The sequence below is a fragment of the Photobacterium andalusiense genome, assembly GCF_900185625.1.
GTDB classification, from domain to species: domain Bacteria; phylum Pseudomonadota; class Gammaproteobacteria; order Enterobacterales; family Vibrionaceae; genus Photobacterium; species Photobacterium aquimaris.
The window spans coordinates 1-22,017 of record NZ_FYAJ01000005.1 but is presented as its reverse complement, the minus strand read 5'-3'; the positions used below and the strand labels follow the sequence as shown (position 1 = coordinate 22,017).

The 22,017-nt window shown below is 42.5% G+C and carries 18 protein-coding genes and 6 tRNA genes; 23 read left to right on the top strand and 1 reads right to left on the bottom strand.

The genetic code is table 11. The features are described 5' to 3' along the window. The first annotated feature begins 25 nt into the window (after positions 1-25). The 11 genes from mazG to rpoS all read left to right on the top strand — a co-directional run bounded on the left by mazG (position 26) and on the right by rpoS (position 10,356). The gene (mazG, locus tag PAND9192_RS12875) at positions 26-835 is read left to right on the top strand and encodes a nucleoside triphosphate pyrophosphohydrolase (RefSeq protein ID WP_087854141.1); all 810 of its coding nucleotides are present in this window, start codon (positions 26-28) and stop codon (positions 833-835) included. A 222-nt stretch (positions 836-1,057) separates the two neighbouring features. Beyond that, positions 1,058-2,698 carry a CTP synthase gene (pyrG, locus tag PAND9192_RS12870; RefSeq protein ID WP_060999802.1) on the top strand — a complete coding sequence of 547 codons (1,641 nt, stop codon included), beginning with the start codon at positions 1,058-1,060 and terminating at the stop codon, positions 2,696-2,698. Between the two features lie 80 nt (positions 2,699-2,778). Continuing rightward, complete coding sequence (eno, locus tag PAND9192_RS12865; RefSeq protein WP_060999801.1) at positions 2,779-4,083, top strand: phosphopyruvate hydratase; 1,305 nt, start codon at positions 2,779-2,781, stop codon at positions 4,081-4,083. Between the two features lie 306 nt (positions 4,084-4,389). Further along, complete coding sequence (gene ftsB / locus PAND9192_RS12860) at positions 4,390-4,668, top strand: cell division protein FtsB (RefSeq protein WP_087845454.1); 279 nt, start codon at positions 4,390-4,392, stop codon at positions 4,666-4,668. Positions 4,669-4,705: 37 nt separating this feature from the next. Beyond that, positions 4,706-5,413: a 2-C-methyl-D-erythritol 4-phosphate cytidylyltransferase gene (ispD, locus tag PAND9192_RS12855; RefSeq protein ID WP_087854279.1), complete on the top strand. Its 708-nt coding sequence runs from the start codon at positions 4,706-4,708 to the stop codon at positions 5,411-5,413. Continuing rightward, the gene (gene ispF, locus PAND9192_RS12850; RefSeq protein ID WP_065167889.1) at positions 5,413-5,886 is read left to right on the top strand and encodes a 2-C-methyl-D-erythritol 2,4-cyclodiphosphate synthase; all 474 of its coding nucleotides are present in this window, start codon (positions 5,413-5,415) and stop codon (positions 5,884-5,886) included. Before ispD ends, ispF begins: the two co-directional genes overlap by 1 nt. A 37-nt stretch (positions 5,887-5,923) precedes the next feature. Continuing rightward, a complete protein-coding gene (gene truD / locus PAND9192_RS12845; RefSeq protein WP_087854278.1) occupies positions 5,924-6,979 on the top strand; it encodes a tRNA pseudouridine(13) synthase TruD in 1,056 nt (351 codons plus the stop codon). Next, positions 6,957-7,706, top strand: coding sequence for a 5'/3'-nucleotidase SurE (surE, locus tag PAND9192_RS12840; protein WP_087854140.1), 750 nt, complete (start codon positions 6,957-6,959; stop codon positions 7,704-7,706). Before truD ends, surE begins: the two co-directional genes overlap by 23 nt. 2 nt (positions 7,707-7,708) lie before the next feature. Beyond that, complete coding sequence (locus PAND9192_RS12835) at positions 7,709-8,338, top strand: protein-L-isoaspartate(D-aspartate) O-methyltransferase (RefSeq protein ID WP_060999792.1); 630 nt, start codon at positions 7,709-7,711, stop codon at positions 8,336-8,338. 3 nt (positions 8,339-8,341) lie between these two features. Then, a complete protein-coding gene (locus PAND9192_RS12830; RefSeq protein WP_087854139.1) occupies positions 8,342-9,274 on the top strand; it encodes a peptidoglycan DD-metalloendopeptidase family protein in 933 nt (310 codons plus the stop codon). Between the two features lie 89 nt (positions 9,275-9,363). Next, complete coding sequence (gene rpoS / locus PAND9192_RS12825) at positions 9,364-10,356, top strand: RNA polymerase sigma factor RpoS (RefSeq protein WP_060999790.1); 993 nt, start codon at positions 9,364-9,366, stop codon at positions 10,354-10,356. 158 nt (positions 10,357-10,514) lie between these two features. Here rpoS and mutS read toward each other — a convergent pair whose 3' ends face one another. Continuing rightward, positions 10,515-13,094, bottom strand: a complete 2,580-nt coding sequence (gene mutS, locus PAND9192_RS12820; protein ID WP_060999789.1) for a DNA mismatch repair protein MutS — start codon at positions 13,092-13,094, stop codon at positions 10,515-10,517. 213 nt (positions 13,095-13,307) lie between these two features. Here mutS and pncC point away from each other — a divergent pair, with 213 nt between their 5' ends. The 12 genes from pncC to PAND9192_RS12760 all read left to right on the top strand — a co-directional run bounded on the left by pncC (position 13,308) and on the right by PAND9192_RS12760 (position 21,985). After that, the gene (gene pncC / locus PAND9192_RS12815) at positions 13,308-13,805 is read left to right on the top strand and encodes a nicotinamide-nucleotide amidase (protein WP_060999786.1); all 498 of its coding nucleotides are present in this window, start codon (positions 13,308-13,310) and stop codon (positions 13,803-13,805) included. Positions 13,806-13,932: 127 nt separating this feature from the next. After that, positions 13,933-14,982, top strand: a complete 1,050-nt coding sequence (recA, locus tag PAND9192_RS12810; RefSeq protein WP_087854138.1) for a recombinase RecA — start codon at positions 13,933-13,935, stop codon at positions 14,980-14,982. 213 nt (positions 14,983-15,195) lie between these two features. Beyond that, positions 15,196-16,425 (top strand): voltage-gated potassium channel protein, encoded by a 1,230-nt coding sequence (gene kch, locus PAND9192_RS12805; protein ID WP_087854137.1) that lies wholly within the window; start codon positions 15,196-15,198, stop codon positions 16,423-16,425. A 297-nt stretch (positions 16,426-16,722) separates the two neighbouring features. Continuing rightward, entirely contained in the window at positions 16,723-19,344 is a 2,622-nt protein-coding gene (gene alaS, locus PAND9192_RS12800; protein WP_087854136.1) for an alanine--tRNA ligase, read from the top strand. A 16-nt stretch (positions 19,345-19,360) separates the two neighbouring features. Then, positions 19,361-20,545 carry an aspartate kinase gene (locus tag PAND9192_RS12795; RefSeq protein WP_087854135.1) on the top strand — a complete coding sequence of 395 codons (1,185 nt, stop codon included), beginning with the start codon at positions 19,361-19,363 and terminating at the stop codon, positions 20,543-20,545. Positions 20,546-20,630: 85 nt separating this feature from the next. Next, the gene (gene csrA, locus PAND9192_RS12790; protein ID WP_036793345.1) at positions 20,631-20,828 is read left to right on the top strand and encodes a carbon storage regulator CsrA; all 198 of its coding nucleotides are present in this window, start codon (positions 20,631-20,633) and stop codon (positions 20,826-20,828) included. Positions 20,829-21,090: 262 nt separating this feature from the next. Next, positions 21,091-21,182 (top strand) — tRNA-Ser (locus PAND9192_RS12785). Positions 21,183-21,266: 84 nt separating this feature from the next. After that, a tRNA-Arg gene (locus tag PAND9192_RS12780) sits at positions 21,267-21,343 on the top strand. 68 nt (positions 21,344-21,411) lie between these two features. Continuing rightward, a tRNA-Ser gene (locus PAND9192_RS12775) sits at positions 21,412-21,503 on the top strand. 64 nt (positions 21,504-21,567) lie between these two features. Further along, a tRNA-Arg gene (locus PAND9192_RS20710) sits at positions 21,568-21,644 on the top strand. Positions 21,645-21,701: 57 nt separating this feature from the next. After that, positions 21,702-21,793: transfer RNA gene (locus PAND9192_RS12765), tRNA-Ser, on the top strand. A 115-nt stretch (positions 21,794-21,908) separates the two neighbouring features. Further along, positions 21,909-21,985, top strand: a tRNA-Arg gene (locus PAND9192_RS12760). Positions 21,986-22,017: the final 32 nt, after the last annotated feature.

Genomic DNA, 22,017 nt, shown 5'->3' with positions numbered 1-22,017 from the left:
ATTTTTTTATATAAGGAAGACAATAATGACCAATAACACTGCTGTTGATATCGATAGTTTATTAACAATTATGGCCCAGTTGCGCGATCCCCAACAAGGTTGTCCATGGGACTTAAAACAAAATTTTGATTCAATCGTTCCTTATACCATTGAAGAAGCCTATGAAGTGGCCGATGCGATTGAGCAAAAAAACTGGGTAGATGTTAAAGAAGAACTTGGCGACTTATTATTTCAAGTGGTGTTTTATAGCCAATTAGCCCAAGAACAAGGCTTGTTTGATTTTAATGATGTGGTTGCTGGTATTAGTGACAAATTAACTCGTCGCCATCCACATGTTTTTGGTGCGGCTGAGTTTGCCGATGAAGCGGCAGTAAAGCAAAACTGGGAAGCAGAAAAAGCCAAAGAGCGCGCTGAAAAGGCACAAGATGATAGTTTGCTTGCCAATATTCCGTTGGCGTTACCAGCACTGACACGAGCCAATAAAATTCAGCAGCGTTGTGCTAGCCAAGGTTTTGATTGGGATACGTTAGGTCCGGTGGTTGAAAAAGTAAAAGAAGAGCTAGACGAAGTGATGGATGAGGTGATTCAAACGCCTCAACAGCAACATAAGATCGCGGAAGAAATGGGAGATTTACTGTTTTCAGTGGTAAATTTAAGCCGTCATCTTGATGTAAAACCAGAACATGCACTTCAACAAGCAAATAAAAAATTTGAGCGACGTTTTCGCCAAGTTGAAAAAAATGTGCTAGAACAAGATAAGTCTTTAGGCCAATGTTCACTAACTGAGCTAGATCTAGAGTGGAATAGAGTAAAGCAGCATGAATGTAAAAAATAACTATTCCCATTTAGAATTGTTATGCTATAAAAGTATATGAACTTAGCGGTCAAAAGTAGCGAAATGGGGTGAAAATGACGCGTAAATCACTTCCTTGATTTGAGACAAAAAAAATCTTAGGGGTGTGTGATAGTTTTCACGTTGTGGCGATAAATGGTGTCTGGTATACTAATTTCCCGTCCAGATACACTTTATCCTCTACACCAATCTTCCAGGTTTAACATGACAACGAATTATATTTTTGTTACGGGCGGAGTAGTATCCTCTCTAGGTAAAGGCATTGCTGCAGCATCTTTGGCAGCTATTCTAGAAGCACGTGGTCTTAATGTGACCATGATGAAATTAGACCCTTACATTAACGTTGATCCAGGCACAATGAGCCCTACTCAGCATGGTGAAGTATTCGTTACGGAAGACGGTGCAGAGACTGATCTTGATTTAGGTCACTACGAGCGCTTTATACGTACCAAAATGACTAAGCGTAATAACTTTACCGCTGGTCGCGTATACGCTGATGTTCTACGTAAAGAACGTCGTGGTGATTACCTAGGTGCAACGATTCAGGTTATTCCACATATCACTAACGAAATTAAAGATCGTGTGATTGCTGGTGCTGCAGGTCATGATATCGCGATTGTTGAAGTCGGCGGTACGGTAGGTGATATTGAATCACTACCATTTATGGAAGCTATTCGTCAGCTTGCAGTACAACAAGGTCGTGAAAACACCATGTTTATGCACTTGACGCTAGTACCTTACCTTGCTGCTGCGGGTGAAGTGAAAACTAAGCCAACACAACACTCAGTAAAAGAATTGCTTTCTATCGGTATTCAACCAGATATTTTGGTTTGCCGTAGTGATCGTGTTATTCCTGCCAACGAGCGCGCAAAGATTGCGTTGTTCTGTAACGTGCAAGAAAAAGCGGTTATCTCAATGAAAGATGTAGATTCAATCTACAAAATCCCACAGCTTATTAAGGCACAAGGCCTTGATGACTTAGTATGTAAGCGTTTTGGTATTACTGCACCAGAAGCTGATCTATCTGAGTGGGAACAAGTTATTTATGAAGAAGCTAACCCTACTGCTGAAGTAACTATCGGTATGGTTGGTAAGTACATTGAATTACCTGATGCTTATAAGTCAGTCAACGAAGCACTTAAACATGCTGGTTTGAAAAACCGTATTTCAGTACAAATTAAATACATCGATTCTCAAGATGTTGAGTCTAAAGGTACTGAAGTACTTGCAGGTCTAGACGCAATCTTAGTACCTGGTGGCTTTGGTCATCGTGGTATTGAAGGCAAGATTCTGACGGCTCAATATGCACGTGAAAACAAAATTCCTTATTTAGGTATTTGTTTAGGTATGCAAGTCGCGTTAATTGAATTTGCTCGTAACGTAGCAAACATGGCGGATGCACACTCAACAGAATTTAACGCTGAAACTAAACACCCAGTGGTTGGCTTGATCACTGAGTGGGTTGATGGCGATGGTAACGTAGAAGAGCGTACTGAAAAATCTGACCTTGGCGGTACAATGCGTCTTGGTTCTCAGTTATGTCATCTTCAAGATGGTTCAAAAGCACGTGAATTATACGCACAAGCGTCTATTCATGAGCGTCACCGTCACCGTTACGAAGTAAATAACAACTTGCTACCTAAGTTAGAGAAAGCTGGCCTGAAAGTATCAGGTCTGTCTGCTGACAAGAAGCTAGTTGAAATTATTGAAATTCCGAACCACCCTTGGTTCGTTGCTGCACAGTTCCACCCAGAATTTACTTCAACACCTCGTGATGGACACCCATTATTTGAAGGTTTTGTAAAAGCTGCGGGTGTACATCACCGCGGTGAATCTGATAAGTAAGGATTACTGATAGCTGTAGCAGTTATCGCTGCAGCTATTTTATTTAGCTTTTAATTTGAAGATAAAGCAGAGGAAACACAATGTCTAAGATCGTTAAAGTTCTAGCTCGTGAAATCATTGACTCACGTGGCAACCCAACAATTGAAGCTGAAGTTCACCTAGAAGGTGGTTTCGTTGGTATGGCTGCTGCACCGTCTGGTGCTTCTACGGGTTCTCGTGAAGCTCTTGAGCTTCGTGATGGCGATAAATCTCGTTTCCTAGGTAAAGGTGTTCTTAAAGCTGTTGCTGCTGCAAACGGTCCAATCGCTGAAGTACTAATGGGTAAAGACGCGACTGATCAAGCTGCAATCGACCAACTAATGATCGACCTTGACGGTACTGAAAACAAATCTAACTTTGGTGCTAACGCAATCCTAGCTGTTTCTCTAGCTAACGCAAAAGCAGCTGCTGCATCTAAAGGCATGCCTTTATACGAGCACATTGCTGAGCTAAACGGTACAGCTGGTCAATTCTCTATGCCTCTACCTATGATGAACATCATCAACGGTGGTGAGCACGCAGATAACACTGTTGATATTCAAGAGTTCATGATTCAGCCAGTAGGTGCTAAGTCACTTCGTGAAGCTGTACGTATGGGTTCTGAAGTATTCCACAGCCTAGCGAAAGTTCTTAAGTCTAAGGGCATGAGCACAGCTGTAGGTGACGAAGGTGGTTTCGCACCAAACCTTGAGTCAAACGAAGCTGCTCTTAAAGCAATTCAAGAAGCTGTTGAAGCTGCAGGTTACGAGCTAGGTACTGATATTACTCTAGCTATGGACTGTGCTGCTTCTGAGTTCTACAACAAAGAACAAGGCATCTACGACCTTAAAGGTGAAGGTAAGCAATTTACTTCAGAAGAGTTTAACTACTTCCTGAAAGATCTTACTGAGAAGTTCCCAGCTATCGTTTCTATCGAAGATGGTCTAGACGAATCAGATTGGGCTGGCTTCAAGCACCAAACTGAACTACTAGGTGACAAGATTCAACTAGTAGGTGACGATCTATTCGTTACAAACACTAAGATCTTCGCAGAAGGTATTGAGAAAGGTATCACTAACTCAATCCTAATCAAGCTTAACCAAATCGGTTCTCTAACTGAAACTCTAGCTGCTATCAAGATGGCTAAAGACGCTGGTTACACTGCTGTTATCTCTCACCGTTCAGGCGAGACAGAAGACGCAACTATCGCTGATCTAGCGGTAGGTACAGCTGCAGGTCAAATCAAGACTGGTTCTATGAGCCGTTCTGACCGTGTTGCTAAGTACAACCAACTTATCCGTATCGAAGAAGCACTAGGTGAGCGTGCTGTTTTCAACGGTCTTAAAGAAGTTAAAGGCCAAGCTTAATTTTTAAGCCTATTATTGAGCTTGCTCAATTAGCCTAAATCAAACCGTCTCTTAGGAGGCGGTTTTTTTTTAAGTAAAAAAATGACTGTGCTACAAATATCGCTTAATAAATGATTTTTGGTTGATTTATCAGCAAAAATGACACGCAGCTAGCACTGGAACAACTCAATAGCCATAATAGTGGTCACAATAAGCCGATTATGGGATTATTACCTTGCCGTAGCATCTATTCCAATAATTCACCGAGTGGTTGATTGGAATGTATATTGTTGGCATTAACATTTGCGCTGATTTTAAAGGGGAACCATGCGTCTGTTTATCATTATCTTGCTAGTGGTTTTAGCATGGCTGCAGTACGATTTTTGGGATGGTAAAAACGGTATGAATGAATATACCGCAGTAAAAGAAAGTGTTGCCCTTCAACAAGCGGCAAATACTGAATTACAACAACGAAACCAACAAATGTACGCAGAAATTAAAGATCTTCATGGTGGTAAAGAAGCAGTAGAAGAACGTGCGCGTAATGATTTAGGCTTAATCAAGCCCGGTGAAACCTTTGTTCGCATTTTGGGTGATAATAATTAATTGGTCGCGTTTTCTGTTGTGAGTAATAAGTCTAATGATGACTGAAGAATTTATTGCCGTAGTACCCGCGGCTGGCGTCGGTAGTCGTATGGCGGCTGATCGTCCCAAGCAATACCTTCATATTGCAGGTAAAACAATTTTAGAACATACCGTGGATCGGTTATTGAGCTTAACGGAAATTACGCGGGTTGTGATTGCCATTAGTGCTGATGATCCTTATTTTCCACTGTTACCGTTAGCCACAGATCCGCGTATTATTGTGGTTGATGGTGGTGCTGAACGTGCAGACTCAGTGTTTGCAGGCTTAGCTGCGATTGAGAATGATAATGCATGGGTATTAGTGCATGATGCGGCGCGTCCTTGTGTGCGTCAAGCTGACCTACGGGCATTGATCACCGCGGCGATCAGCAGTGACTGCGGTGCGATTTTAGCTACGCCAGTACGTGATACTATGAAGCGTGGGCTCCATCACTCAACGCCGCCTCAGATCAGCCATACGGTCGATCGCGATAACTTATGGCATGCGCTGACACCACAAATGTTTCGCGTCGGGTTATTACGTCAATCGTTAACCTCGGCATTAGCGCAAGGCGCAACCATAACCGATGAAGCCTCGGCATTAGAGTTTTGTGGCTATACGCCACTGCTTGTTACCGGACGCAGCGATAATCTCAAAGTGACCCAGCCAGAAGATTTAGCCTTGGCTGAGTTTTATTTACAACTTTTATTAAAGGAACAACCTTAATGCGTATTGGTCATGGGTTTGACGTGCATAAATTTGGTGGCGCCGGTCCGGTTATTATTGGTGGTGTTGCAGTTCCTTATGAGCAAGGATTAATCGCCCATTCTGATGGTGATGTTGCTTTGCATGCAGTCTGCGATGCGCTATTAGGTGCGATTGGCGCTGGTGATATTGGCCGCCATTTTCCTGATACTGACGCTGAGTGGGCAGGTGCTGATAGTCGCTTTTTGCTGCGTGATGTTTATAACAAAGTCAAAGCTGCAGGTTATTGTCTAGGTAATGTTGATGTGACGATTATTGCTCAAGCACCTAAGATGGCACCGCATATTGAAGCAATGTGCCAAGCTATCGCTGAAGATCTCGACACCGATATTACTAATGTTAATGTTAAAGCAACCACTTCTGAACGTTTAGGTTTTACTGGACGTAAAGAAGGTATTGCTTGTGAAGCCGTTGTTTTAATTAAAAAGGTATAACCCCACCATGTCGACAAATAACACCTCAGCTAACGTAATGGATTGTTTTAAGTGGTTGCATGAACAACCAACTTGCCAAGGAAGCATTAAGACAAACCCACAAGATTTTATCGTTAACGAGCAGCTAGGTTTTAGCTTTAGTGGTGCTGGTGAGCACTTGATGGTTAAAATTCGCAAAACTGGCGAGAACACTAAATACGTCGTTAATGAATTAGCTAAAGCGTGTGGCGTGAAATCACGTGATGTCAGCTGGGCAGGCCTTAAAGATCGCCATGCAGTAACCGAGCAGTGGATCAGTGTGCATTTGCCGGGTAAAGCCGATCCTGATCTAAGCCAATTTGAAGCTGAGCATCCAGGGATTGAAGTGCTTGAGATGACGCGTCATGACAAAAAATTACGTCCTGGTGATCTGCAAGGTAACTGGTTCCAATTACGTTTAACTGATTTAGATCAGCCGCAAGCATTAGCTGAGCGTTTAGAGCTTGTTAAGCAACAAGGTGTGGCGAACTATTTTGGTGAACAACGTTTTGGTCATGGTGGTAATAACGTCATTAAAGCGCGTGCTTGGGGGAATAATGAGTTCCGTGTGCGTGATAAGAGTAAGCGCAGTTTTTACTTATCTGCTGCACGTTCATGGATGTTTAACCAAGTATTGTCAGCTCGTATCGAACAAAACCTCACCCGTAAAATTATGTTAGGTGATAGCCTACAAGCGGCGGGTGATGAACGTACGTTTATTGCAGAAACAATTACACCTGAATTACAGCAGCAAGTTATGCAAGGTGAAGTGGCAATTACCGGTCCATTATTGGGCGATAATGCCTTACCGACAACAGCAGATGCAGAGGCATTTGAACTGGCGATTGTGGAGCAAGAGCCAGCGTTAGTGGCACTCGTTCGTGATAATCGTATGCGTCATGATCGTCGCCCATTATTATTATTGCCACAGAATATGCAATGGCAGTTTGATGATAACGGTGTGATCCTTTCTTTTGCTTTACCTGCTGGCAGTTTTGCGACTTCGGTTGTGCGTGAGTTGATCATGCCGCTAGAATCACAAGGTATGAATGATGAGAATACTGATCAGCAATGATGATGGTATTTTTGCTGAGGGAATAAATACGTTAGCCCAAGTCTTAGCTGACTTGGGTGAGGTCATCGTTGTAGCGCCTGATCGTAATCGATCTGGCGCATCCAATTCATTAACGATTGATTATCCACTGCGTATTCGTCAGCAAAGTAATAATAAAGTTGCAGTGCAAGGCACACCCGTTGATTGTGTTCACTTTGCACTGACTGAATGGTTGAATGAGCGACCAGATATTGTTGTGACTGGCATTAATCATGGTGCCAATCTTGGCGATGATGTGTTGTATTCTGGTACTGTTGCTGCTGCGACGGAGGGCTACTTTTTAGGTGTCCCAGCGATTGCAGTGTCATTAGTGGGCGATAAGCACTTTGATACCGCCGCTCAAGTGGTAAAAGTATTGATTGAAAAAATGATCAACCAGCCATTAGCCACTCAAAAAATAATTAATGTTAATGTTCCCGATGTGCCATTTGAGCAATTAAAGGGGTGGGAAATAACCCGTTTAGGTGCTCGACATCGTGCTGTCAGTATGATCAAAAAAACCGATCCTCGAGGTAATCCCTTGTATTGGTTAGGTCCTCCTGGTGAAACACAAGATGCGGCGGCAGGAACCGATTTTTTTGCGATTGAACACGGAGCAGTATCGATTACTCCGTTGCAAGTCGACCTGACTGCGCATGATGCCATAGCTGGGTTAGAAAGCTGGATGCATGTTGTGGAGATCCGATAACTATGCGTTATCAGAGACAAGTTGATAATTTAATTGCACTATTAACTCAAAGAGGCATTACAGATCAACGGGTGTTGCGCGCGATTGCAGCGATACCACGTCATTTTTTTGTTGATGAAGCATTTTCTTATCAAGCATATGAGAATAATGCGCTGCCTATCGGTAGTGGTCAGACAATTTCACAACCCTATATTGTTGCTAAAATGACGTCGCTATTAGCACTGACACCGCAATCGTCGGTGTTAGAAATTGGTACCGGTTCTGGTTATCAAGCATCAGTGTTAGCACAATTAGTTGATCATGTTTATTCTGTAGAGCGAATTAAAGGCCTGCAATGGCAAGCGAAACGACGCTTTAAGCAGTTAGAATTGTATAATATTTCAACCAAACATGGTGATGGATGGCAGGGCTGGGAAAGTAAAGGCCCATTTGATGCTATTATTGTCACCGCCGCGCCAAGTGAGGTTCCCCAGAGCCTAAAAGATCAACTTGCCGATGGCGGTCGCTTGATATTGCCCGTAGGTTATTCTGAACAAGTGTTAAAATTGATTGTTCGCAGTGGCGATCAGTTTATTGAAACGGATATCGAACCGGTTAAATTTGTGCCGTTAGTGGCTGGAGATTTGGCGTAAACCATGAGTATTGAACGTATGATAAAAAAAATAATTCAACCTTCTTTGCTAGCAGTAAGCTGTGTAGCTCTGCTGTCGGCATGTAGTAGTCATACGCCAGCTCCTGTTTCAAATCTTGCTAAAGATTATTCACAATTACAGCGTGGTAGCTTTCACGGCCGTTATTACACCGTTCAAAAGGGTGATACGTTATATTTTATCTCTTACATGACCGATCGAGATGTAAAAGATATCGTCAAGTTAAACCGCTTACCTCGTCCTTATACTATTTATCCAGGGCAAAAGTTAGCGATTCCAGTTGCAGATAGTCACGTAGCGACTGCTTCACGTAATGATAATGTGGTTATAACTCCGCTGGTTGCGCCATCAACAACCAAAACGGTGACCCATACCGTAACTAAACCTGTTGCTGTTAAACCGGCTGTGCAAAAAACAACCAACAAACCAGTTGCGAAGCCGAAAGCAAAAGAGTACTCTGGAAATTCAAAAGTTAACAAACCTGTAACAACTAAGCCGGTAGCCAAAGCGCCAACCAAGCCTGTTGCTAAACCAACAGTACATGTTTCAAGTTCAGGCTGGGCTTGGCCAGTAAAAGGCAAAATTATTGCAGGGTTCTCTAGTGCAGATAATGGCAACAAAGGTATCGATATTACTGCCGCTCGCGGTACACCAATTCGAGCCACAGCCGCAGGTAAAGTGGTATACGCCGGCGATGCATTACGAGGATACGGTAACTTAGTGATCATCAAGCACAGTGAAGATTATCTCAGTGCCTATGCTCATAACGATAAAATATTAGTCAAAGAACAGCAGTCAGTTAAAGCTGGCCAGGAAATCGCTACTATGGGTAGTTCTGGTGCGTCTAGTGTTAGGTTGCACTTTGAGATTCGTTATAAAGGTAAGTCAGTTGATCCAATGCGCTTTCTTCCCAAGTAGCAAGCCATAATAAAAATAGAGAGAAACGTACAAATTAGAGATGACATCATGAAGTTGTAATGTCTTTAACTCGCCATCTGGGAGGCGCTATGAGTAGAAGCAGCACAGCCAAAAAACTTGAATCATTGACATTAGATGACAGCATTGAGCTTAATAGTTTAGTGGTGCCAACTGATAATAATTCTGATACGTCAACATCAAATGACGATGTTGATATCTCCAAATATGAGACCAACGCTAAAGCGCTTGATGCAACACAGCTTTATCTAGGTGAGATTGGATATTCTCCTTTGCTTACTGCTGAAGAAGAAGTGTTGTATGCCCGTCGTGCACTGCGTGGTGATGAAGTGTCACGAAAACGAATGATTGAAAGTAATCTTCGATTAGTGGTCAAAATATCACGTCGCTATAGTAATCGTGGTTTAGCGTTACTTGATCTGGTTGAAGAAGGTAATCTTGGGCTTATTCGTGCGGTTGAGAAATTTGACCCTGAACGCGGCTTTCGTTTTTCAACCTACGCAACGTGGTGGATCCGTCAAACCATTGAACGGGCGATCATGAATCAAACCCGTACCATTCGTTTACCTATTCACGTAGTGAAAGAGCTTAATGTCTATTTACGTACTGCACGTGAACTGGCGCAAAAGCTTGATCATGAGCCAACAGCTGAAGATATCGCACTGCAACTTGAAAAGTCGGTTGATGATGTAAACCGCATGCTGCGCCTTAATGAGCGTGTGAGTTCGGTTGATAATCCTATCGGTGGTGATTCTGATAAAGCGCTATTAGACATTATTCCTGATGAAAAAGGCGGTAGCCCTGAAACATCGACTCAAGATGATGACATTAAAAATTCGATTGTTCATTGGTTACAAGATCTGAACCCGAAACAGCGTGAAGTATTAGCACGTCGATTTGGATTATTAGGTTATGAAGCATCAACATTAGAAGATGTTGGTCGAGAAATTGGCTTAACTCGTGAGCGTGTTCGCCAGATTCAAGTCGAAGGTCTACGTCGTTTACGCGACATGCTAACCCACCAAGGGTTAAGTATTGAGTCCTTATTTAATCAAGAAGTTTAACCAAGAAGTATCATTAATAACTGCTACGTTGAATATCAATGCGCACGGTCCTTTTGAATCTACTTTTACGTGAGCAAATATTACAGCCAATAAAAAGGACGCTTGAGCGTCCTTTTTTTATGTACTTTAAATGCAGTATCAGTATGTGTTGTTAGCGATTAGTGTACTAACGCTTTAAGGCGATACAGTTCATCTAATGCTTGACGAGGGGTTAACTCATCAGGGTTAACATTTGCTAGTGCTTCTTCGACTTCACTTGGCTCAGGGATCAAGCTTAGCTGATGTTCCTCTCGTGGCGGTTGTCCTGCAACAATCGGCTGTTGAGCTTGTTGATGACCAAGCGCCTCTAACTGCTTAAGTTTAATTTTAGCACGTTTAATAACTGCTTTTGGTACTCCAGCAAGACTTGCAACGGCTAGACCGTATGACTTACTAGCCGCACCATCTTGAACACTATGCATAAAGGCAATATTGTCGCCGTGTTCAACCGCATCAAGATGGACATTTGCCAATCCTGAGAGCAGTGATGGCAGTTCAGTTAATTCAAAGTAGTGGGTCGCAAACAATGTCATTGCGGCAATTTTATCTGCTAGCCATTCAGCACTTGCCCATGCCAGAGATAAACCATCATAGGTACTGGTACCACGGCCAATTTCATCCATTAGCACTAAGCTATGTTTAGTTGCATTGTGAAGAATATTGGCTGTTTCGGTCATTTCAACCATAAAGGTTGAACGACCAGATGCGAGATCATCAGAAGCACCAATACGGGTAAAGATACGATCTAGCGGACCGATTGTTACCGCCTCAGCCGGTACAAATGAACCTACATGTGCCAATAATGCAATCAAGGCCGTTTGGCGCATATAAGTTGATTTACCGCCCATGTTAGGACCAGTAATGATCAGCATGCGACGATCTTGGTGCAAAGCGATTGGGTTAGCAATAAACGGTTCACTCAACACTTGCTCAACCACAGGATGACGACCAGCGGTAATATTAATGCCTGTGGTAGTGGTTAATTGTGGACGACAGTAGTTGAGGCTATCAGCACGCTCGGCTAGGTTAGTTAGAACATCTAATTCAGATAATGCACTTGCTGCTAGTTGTAACCGTTCTAAATGCGGCAGCAGCTGATCAAATAACTCATCCCAGAGTTTTTTCTCAAGCGCTAATGCTTTTGATTTTGAATTGAGTACTTTATCTTCGTGCTCTTTTAATTCAGGAATAATATAGCGTTCGGCATTTTTTAGGGTTTGACGACGAATATAGTGATCAGGCACTAAATGACTTTGACCACGACTGACTTGAATAAAGAAACCATGAACCTGATTAAAGCCAACTTTAAGGCTATCAATGTCATGACGTTCACGTTCACGATTTTCAAGATCGGTTAAATATTGTTTAGCGCCATCAGCTAAATCTCGCCACTCATCGAGTTCAGCATTATATCCCGGTGCGAGTACGCCACCATCACGAATAATCACTGGTGGATTTTCAATAATAGCGTGTTCTAGTAATTGGCACAGATCATCCATTGGCGCAGCATTCTGGGCTAATTCAGCAATTCGATCTTGGGGAATTTCAGCTAATAATTGCGCCAGTTCTGGCAAATATTGCATCGCGGTACGCATACGGGCTAAATCGCGCGGGCGGGCTGAACGTAATGCGAGTCGTGCAAGAATACGTTCTAGATCGCCCATATGACGTAATACGATGGCGGTATCAACAAACATGCCGCTATCTTTAAAAGCTTCAATGGCATTTAAGCGACCATTAAGTTGATGTTGATCGCGAATTGGCTGGTGAAGCCAACGTTTAAGTAAACGGCTGCCCATCGGGGTCGCGGTGTGATCCAATACCGATGCTAAGGTGTTATCAAAGCCACCGGCTAGATTTTGGGTTAATTCTAAATTACGTCGTGTCGCTGCATCTAAAATAACCGCATGATCTTGGGTATCTAAAGTGATCGCACGAATATGAGGTAGAGCAGTACGTTGAGTATCTTTGACATATTGCATCAAACACCCAGCAGCACATAAACCAAGATTGGCTTTTTCAACCCCAAACCCGACTAAGTCTCGAGTACCAAATTGTAATGTTAGTTGTTGGCGCGCGGTTTCAAGTTCAAATTCCCAAATAGGGCGACGACGTTTGCCTTTAAACGGTTCAACTAAATGTAAATAGGTAAAATCTTCAGGGTAGAGTAATTCCGCAGGGCTAGTTCGTTGCAGTTCTGCCTGCATTTCTTCTTCAGTCGTAGGTTCAGTTAACATGAAACGACCAGAGGTAATATCAAGCGTTGCATAGCCAAATTTATTATTAGCTGTATAGATTGCCGCAATTAAATTATCGCGACGTTCATTAAGCAGCGCCTCATCACTAACAGTACCTGGAGTGATGATACGTACAACTTTACGTTCAACAGGGCCTTTGCTGGCAGCGGGATCACCGATCTGTTCACAGATAGCAACAGATACCCCTTGTTGAACTAATTTAGCCAGATATCCTTCAGCGGCATGGTGAGGAATACCTGCCATCGGAATCGGTTCGCCGTTGGTCGCGCCACGCTTTGTCAGAGAGATATCAAGTAGTTGTGAAGCTCGCTTGGCATCATCAAAAAACATCTCATAGAAATCGCCCATGCGGTAAAACAATAAAATATCAGGGTTTTCAGCTTTGATCCGAAGGAACTGCTGCATCATAGGAGTATGTTTTTCTAAGCCTTTTATCGTCACGATATTGCCTACTCTTGCTGGTTCAACGTCGGCCACTTAAGGTAGCTCGACCAATTAAATAATGAAGCTTAAGGATACGTGAATCAGTGGATCGGGCAAAGTAACCATTAGAGTTTTTTTATCATCTTTGCAATGGTCGTTAACAGGCGTAAAGTTAATGCTGAACGCTCAATATGTTAAATACCGTAATAGGTAACCCGCTTGGAGGCACCAATGATAAATATTGAACAATTAGCTGCTGAACTTGGTCAGGTATTAACGACCAAAAAATGGGTCGCAACCGCGGCAGAGTCATGTACTGGAGGTGGCGTTTCGTTTGCTATTACCGATATTCCTGGAAGCTCAACCTGGTTTAATCGTGCTTTTATTACTTATAGCAATGAAGCTAAGCAACAAATGTTAAGTGTTACCGAGCAAGCACTGATTGAGTTTGGTGCTGTCAGTGAGGCGGTGGTATTTGAAATGGCATGTGGTGCTTTAGCCGCTTCTCGAGCAGATATAAGTGTTGCTATCAGTGGTATTGCTGGCCCTGATGGTGGCACTGAAGAAAAACCGGTTGGTACAGTATGGTTTGCTTGGGCTGATGCGACAGGATGGCAACAAACACGCTGCTGTTTATTTAATGGTTCACGCCAAGAAGTGAGACAACAAGCGATTGCTGAAGCGTTGTCTGGATTGATTGAACGGGTAAAGCAAGTAATAGCCCAGTAACATCACTCTTAAAAAATTGTATTTAACAAAAAAAATTAAACCAGAACTAGACACTGTATGAATAGACAGTATACTAAGTCTCATACCCAGATCAGTCACTTTATTTTAGCATCCGTTGGAGAGTCAAATGGACGACAACAAGCAGAAGGCTCTTGCCGCAGCGTTAGGCCAGATTGAGAAACAGTTCGGTAAAGGTTCAATCATGAAATTGGGCGATAACCGTACTATGGATATCGAAACCGTTTCAACGGGTTCATTATCACTTGATATTGCATTAGGTGCTGGTGGCTTACCAATGGGACGTATCGTAGAAATCTACGGTCCTGAATCATCAGGTAAAACAACCCTAACCTTAGAAACGATTGCAGCGGCTCAAAAGGCAGGTAAGACGTGTGCATTTATCGATGCAGAACACGCCCTCGATCCAATTTATGCTGAAAAGCTAGGTGTTGATATTAATCAGCTTCTTGTTTCTCAACCTGATACTGGTGAGCAAGCATTAGAAATCGTTGATGCACTAGCACGCTCAGGTGCTGTTGACCTAATTGTTGTCGATTCGGTTGCTGCTTTAACACCAAAAGCTGAAATTGAAGGCGAAATGGGTGACTCTCATATGGGTCTGCAAGCGCGTATGCTGTCGCAAGCAATGCGTAAGTTAACCGGTAACCTTAAACAGTCTAACTGTATGTGTATCTTCATCAACCAAATCCGTATGAAAATTGGTGTGATGTTTGGTAACCCAGAAACTACGACTGGTGGTAATGCGTTGAAGTTCTATGCTTCTGTTCGTCTTGATATTCGTCGTACTGGCGCAATTAAAGATGGCGATGAAGTGGTAGGTAACGAAACCCGTATTAAGGTTGTTAAAAATAAAATTGCAGCACCATTTAAGCAAGCTGAAACACAAATTCTTTATGGTCAAGGTTTTAACCGTTTAGGTGAGCTGATTGATCTTGGTGTTAAACACAAGTTTGTCGACAAAGCTGGTGCTTGGTATAGCTACAATGGCGATAAAATTGGTCAAGGTAAGGCTAACTCTACCAAGTACCTTGCTGAACACCCAGAGCTAGCAGCAGAACTAGATAAAAAGTTACGTGATTTACTATTAAGCCCAGCAGTTGAATCAGAACAAAAAGACAGTGAGACATCTGTTGCTGAAGACGATGATGCTTTTTAATTAAACGCATTAGCCTTGTTGGCTCAAACAATACATGCTTTAACCCAGCCTTGTGCTGGGTTTTTTTATGGCACTTGTTCTGTAATGATTGTATTCATTAACTTTAATTCGCAAACTTAGGCTATTTTCTGCTTTAATATGCTAACTAAAGGTTTTCGCTTTATATTTTTTATTCAATTGAGTTATCGATTTCATTAAGTAGGCATATTTATAATGAAAGAGCACGTGTCATGGATACGTTGGGTTGGGCAAACCATTCGACGATTTACCAAGTGGCTTTACACTCTGCGCCATATTTTTGTGGCTTTGTTTGTTTTAGGTAATAGCGGGCTTATTTTCCATACAATTTACGGCTTACCGATTAACCTACTGACATTATTTAATGTTCGAAACTACGCCCAAATTAACGTCAGTTTTTTAACTAACGCACCTTACTTTATGTTAGGGGTGTTTATCGTTATGAGTTCGGTGGGACTTTTTTTTAGAGCGCGAATTTCATGGATGATCAGTTTTACATTAATGCTGATCAATATTTTTTATACCGCGCATATTCATCCTCAGCAAACCCACAATATTCATTACGGTATCGCGTCATTAATTCTATTATTTATGGTGCGGAAATATTTCTCTAAAAGCAGTGTTGCTGCCGGTAGTATTTTTGCGTTAATTAGTGTGATCACTTTATTATTAACTTCTACTTATGGCGCATTGTATTTTGGAGACGGATTTAATCCCAAAATCACCAGTTTATTGACCGCGTTTTACTATGCGATAGAAACCATGTCGACAGTAGGATATGGCGATATCGTACCGGTTACAGAGCCGGCTCGATTGTTTACTATTTCGGTCATTGTGTCCGGTATTACAGTGTTTGCCACATCGGCAACGTCAGTCTTAGGCCCTGTTGTTCATAGTGGTTTTGAACGACTTGTTAAAGGTAATAGCAAAAAAATGGATCGTACTAATCACTTTATTATTTGTGGCTTATCAAGCCTTGGTATTAATACCATTAAACAGCTCACAGAGCGTAAACAGCCAATTACAATTATTGTTTCACCCCGAATACAGCAAGTCGCAAAAGATCAATTAGAAGGGTTAGATGTGGTTGTTGGTGATTACAGCGATGGCGCTATTTTAACTCAAGCTGGGGTGATGAATGCCAAGGCAGTATTGGCATTGAGTGATGATGATGCTGATAACGCGTTTATTGTATTATCAGCGATTGAATTAGCCAGCTCTGCGCGCACCGTGGCATTGGTTAACGAAAGTAAAAATATCAATAAAGTGAAAAGTGTTAATCCTGACATTGTGATTTCACCGCAGCAGTTTGCGAGTGATATTCTAGCGCGGGTATTAAATGGTGAAAGTATCGATAGCGATTCAATTGTGGCGTCACTACTGCATTCGGTACAAGGATTGTCAGATAACGAAATTAATAAATAATCGTTAATTTATCGCCATTAGCAGCGTGAGTTCATATGTTATATGAATGGTTTACCGAGGGAGTGAGTTTGTCGGTAGCATACTAACGGCGATTATTTGATACATTTTGCCACATATCATTTCCCGTAATAGCTACCGTTGTTTTACAATAGCCCCCAAAAAATTTATCTTAGCTTTATTACTAGACGGTGACTGTTGATTGAGCCTTATATTTAAAGGTCTAAACGGTCACCGAAGAAAATCGCCAGCGGGTGTTTTTCTGTCCTTCTATTTCAAGCATTAATTCAGGATTTGCCAATGTACATGAGCACTGATGAGATTCGCCGCGCGTATCTTGCGTTTTTCGAGAGCAAAGGCCACCAGATCGTGGAAAGCTCATCTCTAGTTCCTGCGAATGACCCAACGTTGTTATTCACTAACGCAGGTATGAACCAATTTAAAGATACATTCCTTGGTCTTGAGAAGCGTAACTATACACGTGCGACAAGCGCTCAGCGTTGTGTTCGTGCGGGTGGTAAACATAACGACCTTGAAAATGTAGGTTTTACAGCGCGTCACCATACTTTCTTTGAAATGCTAGGTAACTTCAGCTTTGGTGATTACTTTAAGCATGACGCGATTGGTTATGCGTGGGAGTTTCTAACCAAAGAGCTTAAGCTTCCTGAAGATCGTTTAGTTGTTACTATCTATGAAAGTGATGACGAAGCATTTGAAATCTGGAATAAAGAAATTGGTATTCCAGCTGATCGTATCGTACGTATCGGTGATAACAAAGGCGCACCATTTGCTTCTGATAACTTCTGGCAAATGGGTGACACCGGTCCTTGTGGTCCTTGTACTGAAATTTTCTACGATCACGGCGATCACATCTGGGGTGGCCGTCCTGGCACGCCAGAAGAAGATGGTGACCGCTTCATTGAGATCTGGAATAACGTATTTATGCAGTTCAACCGTCAAGCTGACGGCACAATGGAACCACTACCTAAGCCATCTGTAGATACAGGCATGGGTATTGAGCGTATTGCCGCAATTATGCAAGGCGTACACTCAAACTATGAAATCGATATTTTCCAAACTCTAATTAAAGAAGCTGCTGCTGTTATTGGTTATGACGATCTGTCTAATCAATCACTACGTGTTGTCGCTGACCATATTCGTTCGTGTGCATTCTTGATTGCTGATGGTGTTATGCCATCAAACGAAGGCCGTGGTTACGTATTACGTCGTATTATTCGTCGTGCAGTACGTCACGGTAACAAGTTAGGCGCACAAGGTGTGTTCTTCTACAAACTTGTGGGTCCATTAGCTGAAATCATGGGTACTGCAGGTGTTGAGCTTAAAGCACAACAAGAGCTAGTAGAGAAAGTACTTAAGATTGAAGAAGACAACTTCAGCCGCACACTTGAGCGTGGCCTAACAATTCTTAATGAAGCACTGGATAACATCGACGGTAATGTACTTGACGGTGAAACAGTATTTAAGCTTTACGATACTTACGGTTTCCCTGCTGACTTAACGAACGATGTTGCGCGTGAGCGTGGTTTCTCAATCGATGAAGATGGTTTTGAAACGGCAATGGAAGCTCAACGTCAACGTGCTCGTGACGCTGGCAACTTTGGTGTTGATTACAATGACGCAATCAAAGTTGATGCTGAAACGACGTTCTGTGGTTACAGCGCAACAGATGGTGAAGGTGTTGTTGTCGCACTATACCGTGACGGTAATGCTGTAGATACCATCAATGCTGGTGACAATGCATTAGTTGTATTATCAAATACACCATTTTATGCAGAGTCAGGCGGCCAATGTGGTGATAGCGGTTTATTAACGGCTGAAGGCGTTGTATTTAACGTTGCAGATACGCAAAAGTTTGGTGCGGCAACTGGCCATAAAGGTCAATTAGTTGAAGGTTCACTAACTGTGGGTCAACAGCTAACAGCTGCGGTTGATTCAGAGCGTCGTCAAGCTATTAGCTTAAACCACTCAGCAACTCACTTAATGCACGCAGCGCTACGCACTATTTTGGGCGATCATGTTGCTCAGAAAGGCTCATTAGTAAAAGCTGACGGCCTGCGTTTTGACTTCTCAAATCTAGAAGCGGTTAAACCTGAGCAGTTACGTGCTGTTGAGGATATGGTAAACGAGCAAATTCGTGCAAACCATAGCATTGATACTAACATCATGGACATTGAAGCTGCGAAAGCAAAAGGCGCAATGGCGTTGTTTGGTGAGAAGTACGATGATGAAGTACGCGTACTAAGCATGGGTGATTTCTCGACTGAGCTTTGTGGTGGTGTTCACGCTAACCGTACTGGTGATATCGGTCTGTTTAAGATTGTTTCTGAAAGTGGTATCGCTGCAGGTATTCGTCGTATCGAAGCGGTAACTGGCGCAGGTGCGATTGCAGCTATGCATGATGAAGATATGATGCTAGCGAAAACAGCGCGTTTAGTGAAATCTGATGTCGCTTCAGTGGTTAGCAAAGTTGATGCGTTAGTATCACATAGCAAACAGCTAGAAAAAGAAATTCAACAATTAAAAGACAAGTTAGCCGCGCAAGAAGGCGCAAGCTTGATCAATAAAGCCCAACAAATTAATGGTGTTAAGGTATTAATTGCTCAACTTGACGGTGCTGATAACAAAGCATTACGCGGCATGGTTGATGAATTAAAAAATCAACTAGGCAGTGGTGTTGTGTTATTAGGTAACGTTAGCGAAGGTAAAGTGGGCCTTATTGCTGGTGTTACTAAAGATTTAATTGGCAAAGTAAAAGCAGGTGAGCTAGTTAACTTGGTGGCATTACAAGTTGGTGGTAAAGGTGGTGGCCGTCCTGATATGGCACAAGCGGGTGGTACTGACGCAGCAGCATTGCCTGCAGCATTAGACACTGTTGCACCATGGCTTGCTGAAAAACTGTAATCACTGGAGATCTAATGTGGCACTATTAGTGCAAAAATTTGGTGGCACATCGGTCGGCAGTATTGAGCGAATAGAAGCGGTTGCTGAGCGAGTGATAAAAGCTCGCCAGTGTGGCCACCAAGTTGTAGTTGTATTGTCTGCTATGGCCGGTGAAACGAATCGTTTATTAGGCTTAGCTAAGCAGATTGATGCGATACCGACACCTCGTGAGCTGGATGTTTTACTGGCAGCGGGAGAACAGGTATCAATTGCTTTATTAGCTATGGCGTTGAATAAACGCGGCTATAGCGCAATCTCATTGACGGCAGATCAAGTTGTTATTCATACTGATAATAATTTTAATAATGCCACTATCCATGAGGTTGAAATTCAACATATGACCACATTACTAGGCCAAGACAACATTGTTGTCGTGGCCGGTTTCCAAGGACGTGACATTGATGGCAATGTCACAACCTTAGGCCGTGGTGGGTCTGATACGACTGCAGTTGCTATTGCGAGTGCGCTTAAAGCAGATGAATGCCAGATCTTTACTGATGTTGATGGCGTATACTCAACTGATCCAAGAATTGTACCAAGTGCGACGCGTTTGGATGTGATTCATTTTGATTATATGACTTGCATGGCGCGCTTAGGGGCAAAAGTGCTACAATTACAGTCTGTAGAGTATGCATGCCAACATCGCGTTCCATTACGTGTTCTTTCTTCGTTTGAAGAAGGAGAGGGTACGTTAGTTAATTTTGATGTAATGAGTAATCAAAACATCATTGGCGTTGCACTTCAAAGACAGCAGGTTTTAGTTAATATCACACTACCAGCTTCTGTTCTAAATGAGCAGTTGGGGTTATATGGTTTGACAGCTTGGAATTTATCAACTAATTCTAGTGATGATATATCACAAATCGTTATTTCTAATGATGATTTAGCACGTTTAAGGCTAGTGTTTGATAGCAAAATGCGCCATATTGGTATGGTCTCTATACTTTCTTTGATAGGAAAGGATATTCAGCAACATTTGGAGTGTATTCAAATGGTACTGCGAGAGGCTGGCATTATAGTGCATACATATCAGGGCGATAAGAAGTGCTTATCTTTATTGATTAATGAAGATGACCATCTTGCAGCTGTTGATTTAATCCATGAAAAATTTGTGGTTGATGGCCAGTGTTTAGGTAATCTATCGCATCTTGCTGTTTCTTGAGCCACGGCTATTTATGAAATTGTGATTTTATTGGATAAAAAACGTTAAATTCTTATAAGACTGAGATTACTCAAGGAGCACTCGAATGCTAATTTTAACACGTCGTGTAGGTGAAACTCTAATGATCGGTGACGAAGTAACTGTTACTGTTCTTGGTGTTAAGGGAAATCAGGTACGTATTGGTGTAAATGCACCTAAAGAAGTATCTGTTCACCGTGAAGAAATTTATATGCGAATTCAAGCTGAAAAAGAAGCTGGTACTCCGAGTACTGGTAACTACTAATTCGAAGAGGGCTAGGATATTTATCCTGGCCTTTTTTGTGTCTATAGCAAAGTAATACCAATCTAGTAACAATATAAGATGCAGTTGTTATTTGTGCGTTTTAAACGTTGTTATTAGTCCTAATAAATGAATACTTCATTAGTTACGTTGCATTAATTATCGTATTGCTTACTAAGTGTGCGTTCGTGCGGCAAGTGTTGGTTTTTATCAATAAAGTGTTTGACTTATTTTGGTCTAACAGTAATATGTGCCTCCACAACACGGTGAGGTGGCCGAGAGGCTGAAGGCGCTCCCCTGCTAAGGGAGTATACGGTTTATCCCGTATCGAGGGTTCGAATCCCTCCTTCACCGCCATTATTTTTTAATGGATATTGTGAACGCTTTCTTATTGATTTAATTATCTTAATTTGGGATAATACAACGGTAGTAAAGCACAGTGCGCGCGTAGCTCAGCTGGATAGAGTACCTGGCTACGAACCAGGCGGTCGGAGGTTCGAATCCTCCCGCGCGCACCATTATTTAAGCGATGAGTCATGTTAACCATTAGCAGTTAATATAACTTGTTACTTGCACCGAATTGTGTGGTGAGGTGGCCGAGAGGCTGAAGGCGCTCCCCTGCTAAGGGAGTATACGGTTTATCCCGTATCGAGGGTTCGAATCCCTCCTTCACCGCCATTCTTTATTGATGGCAACGATGTTGATATCAATATGGTGTTTTCTTTAGCAAGAAACACTCAGTGCGCGCGTAGCTCAGCTGGATAGAGTACCTGGCTACGAACCAGGCGGTCGGAGGTTCGAATCCTCCCGCGCGCACCATTATTTAAGCGATGAGTTGATTATAATCATTAACTTGTTACTTACACCAATTTGTGTGGTGAGGTGGCCGAGAGGCTGAAGGCGCTCCCCTGCTAAGGGAGTATACGGTTTATCCCGTATCGAGGGTTCGAATCCCTCCTTCACCGCCATTCTTTTGCAAGTTGTTAAAAATTACCGCAAGGTAAGGTTTGACGATTGCATTATTCCTTTTTATCGCTAAAAGGAATTGTTTCTAGTAAGATATTGTCTTAAAAGAAACACAGTGCGCGCGTAGCTCAGCTGGATAGAGTACCTGGCTACGAACCAGGCGGTCGGAGGTTCGAATCCTCCCGCGCGCACCATTATTTAAAAGTAATAAGCCTCAATGCTTGTT